The organism is Rickettsia endosymbiont of Proechinophthirus fluctus, assembly GCF_001602635.1.
GTDB classification, from domain to species: domain Bacteria; phylum Pseudomonadota; class Alphaproteobacteria; order Rickettsiales; family Rickettsiaceae; genus Rickettsia; species Rickettsia rickettsii.
On sequence record NZ_LECS01000004.1, the window covers coordinates 417774 to 422474 of the forward strand.

Below are 4701 nucleotides of genomic sequence, written 5' to 3' on the forward strand. Positions count from 1 at the left end.
GTGAAATTGATCCACGCAACAATGCCTACTCACAATGACGATATACAGCAAAAATACAGCCTAATAAACAAATGAAACCACAAGCATCTATAAACGGTAAAATCTGGCAGCAGAAACTGATTAACGAAGATATAGTCACTGAGTTATGTCGTAGTTTCAAAATTAGTGATTTACTTGCTAGGATAGTATCATTAAGAGTAAATAATCTAGAGGAAGTAGAAAATTTCTTGAGACCGAAAATCAAAAATTTATTACCTGATCCTTTTCATCTACTTGATATGGAAAAGGCTGTAGATAGAACTGTTACAGCTATTTTAAATAACCAAACAATATGTATCTTTGCCGATTATGATGTAGACGGTGCTACTTCAGCTGCTTTACTTAAAAATATTTTTAGAGATTTAAATATACTATGTGATATTTATGTTCCTGATCGTATAGCTGAAGGATACGGTCCAACTCCTTTTGCTATGCAAAAAATTAAAGATAACGGCACAGAATTATTAATTACGGTTGATTGCGGTGCTATGGCACATGAAGCCCTAAAATACGCAAAAGACGTTAACCTTGATGTTATAGTAATCGATCATCATATAGCTACGGAAATATTACCAGATGCAGTAGCTATAGTAAATCCAAATCGTATTGATGAAAAAAGCGAATATAAACATTTGGCAGCCGTAGGAGTTGCTTTCTTATTTGCAACTGCAATATTATCGAATTTAAAGAAGCAAAATTATTTCACGCAAACAATACTTCAGCCTAATCTAATGCAGTATCTAGATTTAGTGGCTCTTGGTACTGTTTGCGATATGATGAAATTAACAGGCTTAAACCGTGCATTTGTTGCAAGCGGATTGAAAGTAATGCAACAAAGGCAAAATATAGGGATTAAAACATTATATGATATGGCAGGGCTTCATGAAATACCAAAATGTTATCATTTAGGGTTTATTCTAGGTCCGCGTATCAATGCAGGCGGTAGAGTAGGAAAGTCAAGTTTAGGGGCTCATCTCCTATCTACTAGTTGTTCTAATGAAGCAAATAAATTAGCTAAAGAACTTGAAAAACACAATAATGAGCGTAAAGTAATTGAGTTATTAATGATAGAAGAAGCGATGGAAATTGCTTTGACACAACAAGATAGTAGTGTATTATTTATCGTAAAAGAAGGGTGGCATCCAGGCGTTATAGGAATCGTTGCCAGCAAATTAAAAGAAAAATTTGATAAGCCGGTGGCAGTTATAGCTTTAAATGACGGGATTGGTAAAGCTTCATGCCGTTCTATTTTAGGTATTGATTTTGGTACTGAAATTATCAATGCTAAAAGCAAAGATTTGCTAATAGCAGGCGGAGGTCATGCTATGGCGGCAGGTTTTACCGTAACAGCTGAAAAATTACAAGAATTGCAGAATTTTTTTAATAATGCTTTTAGAATTAGTATAACTAAACTAGAAAATTATAAGCATGCGGAATATGATATTGATTTAACGGTTAATAGTGTGAATTTCCCTTTAATGGAGGAATTAAACACTTTAGAGCCTTTCGGTCAAGGAAATCATGAGCCTATATTTAAATTTGATGATTTATTTGTATTAAAAGCGGATATCGTTGGAAGTAAGCATATTAAATGTATGCTTGTTCCAAATAAGCGAGGCTTTGGTAATAAAGCCTTATCTGCTATTGCTTTTAATTCGGTAGGAACTGCATTTGAAGATGTTTTATTAAGCCCTAAAGCAAAAAATATTGCCGCAATAGGAACGTTAAAAACTAATAATTGGCAAGATAATTATACTATTCAATTAATTATAAAAGATATACTTCTAAAAGAGTAGATAGACTAAGTATATATAATAACAATGTAAAAAATAATAATTTATGAGAAATTTAAAGAAAACAAAAAATACTACAATTTCTAAAGACTTAGCAGAAGTACAAGAGCATTATCAAGATTATCCTTATCCTTTCAGAGACCCAAATCAAGAACAAGGATATTTACTTGCAACATGCGGTGAGTTCTTAGGAGAATTAAACCATTTTCTATATCAAGGAAAAGAAAATTTTAATAATAATTTTAGATGCTTAATAGCAGGCGGCGGCACCGGTGATTCGACTATTTATCTTGCCGAGCAGTTAAAAGATAAAAATGCCGAAATAATATATCTAGATTTCAGCAAGCCTAGCATGGAAGTAGCACAAAAACGTGCAGAAGTACGAGGTCTTAGAAATATTAAATGGATTAATGATTCAATATTAAATATACCTAATCTCAAACTTGGAAAATTCGATTATATAAATTGTACCGGCGTGCTTCATCATTTAGCAAATCCTGATGAAGGTTTAAAAAATCTAAAAGATTCTTTAAAGCCGACTGGTGGTATGGGTTTAATGGTATATGCTAAATACGGACGTACCGGTGTTTATCAAATTCAGGATGTAATGAAAATGATAAATAAAGATACTAAAAGCCGTATCGAAGAAGTAATGAACGGGAAGCTAATTCTAGATAATTTGCCTGCTACTAACTGGTATAAAAGAGGTTGGGAGTTATTTTCAGATTACCAAAATTTCGGTGACGTCGGAGTTTATGATATGTTCCTGCACAAACAGGATAGAGCCTATTCCGTTCCTGAGTTATATGAATTCGTAGAAAAAGCAGACTTAAATTTTGTTGATTATCTTGATCCTTTAGAGAAAATTTTATTAAGACCAGAAAATTATATAAAAGATTTTTCACTTCTACAAAAAATTAAAAAGATGGATAAAGTAACTAGAGAAGCAATTTCTGAAATACTTACCGGTAATATTATTAAACATTCAGTTTACGTATCAAATCAAAAAGATAGTGTAGCCTCTCTTGATGACCTTGATAATATACCATACTTCCATAATATTGCCAATTTTGCTAAACAAATTTATGAGCATTTGGAATCTAATCCTTCAGCAGTAAATAATGCTATTAATTTTACTATTAATAATGGGATATTAAATAATGTTAATATCTCAATGTCGATATTTAGAAGCACTAAATATATTTTTAAATATATGGTAGAAGAGAAAAGTTTAAGAGAAATATTTGATGCGGTACGCAACGAATTAAACCAAACAATAAGCAATGAGGCCTTATTAAATGAAGTTAAAAATGTATACATGCCATTACTTAATACAAATGTGTTATTGTTAAAATCAAAGGATTGCTAGAGTTACGTGGATTGATATTCATCCGTCATTGCGAGAAGAGGTTACCAGGCTAGGCAGCCGTAAGCTGTGCAGCAATCTCATGCAATAATAATAAACTCCCAAGATTGCTTCGTAATTTTCTCGCAATGACCATTTACCGATTACCTGCTCGCAATGACGATTTGGGTTGACAATGTGCTATTAACGTTGTTAGTATGCTTTTACATACATAGCCAACTCTTATAAGCTAACAAGATAAATAATTCTTTAAACCGCAAGAATAAATAAAACTTTCTAAAAATCTAATTTGATTCCTAACTTAAATAAGTATATTACTTACCTTTAAACTTGATTGCTAACTCAACTTTTCAATTATAATCTATTAATAATAAAATAATGAACACAACTAATAAAGAATCCACAGCAGAACTTAACAATACTGAATCCAATAACAATTATAATAATTTTGCAGAGAACGGTAATATTATTAATTTAAAACAATTAAAACGTAAATTACCGGAGGAACTACAAGCACAAGCAGAAGAATTAAAAATTGAAAATATTAATTCATTACTTAAACAAGAATTAGTTTTTGCAATTTTGAAAAAATCCGTAGAGCAGGGAGTTTTAATAGTGGGAGAGGGGGTACTTGAAGTACTACCTGACGGATTTGGTTTTTTACGTTCGCCGGAAGTAAACTACTTAGCAGGCCCTGATGATATTTATATTTCTCCTAGTCAGATTCGTCGCTTTGGTCTGCGTACCGGTGATACTGTAGAAGGTCAGATCAGAGCTCCAAAAGCTGGAGAACGTTATTTTGCTTTACTGAAAGTCAATAGAGTAAATTTTGAAGACCCTTCTAAAGCTTATCATCGTGTTCATTTTGATAATTTAACCCCCTTATATCCTGATGAAAAATTAGGATTAGAACTTGAAAATAATAATAAAGATAGTAAGGATTTTAGTACACGGGTTATTGAACTTGTTGCCCCTATGGGTAAAGGACAACGTGCATTAATAGTAGCACCGCCTCGTACAGGTAAAACCGTACTATTACAAAATATAGCACATGCAATTACAACCAATAATCCGGAAGTATTTTTAATAGTACTGTTAATAGACGAAAGACCTGAAGAAGTAACCGATATGCAACGTTCCGTACGTGGGGAGGTTGTTAGCTCTACTTTCGATGAACCGGCAAGTAGGCACGTGCAGCTTGCAGAAATGGTTATCAAAAAAGCAAAGCGTTTAGTAGAACATAAAAAAGATGTGGTAATTTTAGTAGATGCGATAACACGTTTAGCTCGTGCTTATAATACCGTAGTGCCGTCATCAGGTAAAGTATTAACGGGCGGTGTTGATGCTAATGCTCTTCAGAGACCTAAAAGATTTTTCGGAGCAGCAAGAAATATTGAAAACGGCGGTTCGCTTACTATAATCGGTACGGCTTTAATTGAAACCGGTTCTCGTATGGATGAGGTAATTTTTGAGGAGTTTAAAGGTACAGGTAATTCCGAGATA

The 4701-nt window shown here is 33.0% G+C and carries 3 protein-coding genes; all 3 read left to right on the top strand.

The annotated features are described in order from the left end of the window. Positions 1 to 71 precede the first annotated feature (71 nt). Complete coding sequence (gene recJ, locus BG75_RS04035; protein ID WP_062811533.1) at positions 72 to 1835, top strand: single-stranded-DNA-specific exonuclease RecJ; 1764 nt, start codon at positions 72 to 74, stop codon at positions 1833 to 1835. A 43-nt stretch (positions 1836 to 1878) separates the two neighbouring features. Then, positions 1879 to 3201 (top strand): class I SAM-dependent methyltransferase, encoded by a 1323-nt coding sequence (locus BG75_RS04040; RefSeq protein ID WP_062811534.1) that lies wholly within the window; start codon positions 1879 to 1881, stop codon positions 3199 to 3201. A 375-nt stretch (positions 3202 to 3576) separates the two neighbouring features. Beyond that, the coding region (gene rho, locus BG75_RS04045) for a transcription termination factor Rho (protein WP_252903644.1) at positions 3577 to 4701 on the top strand (1125 nt) is incomplete at its 3' end.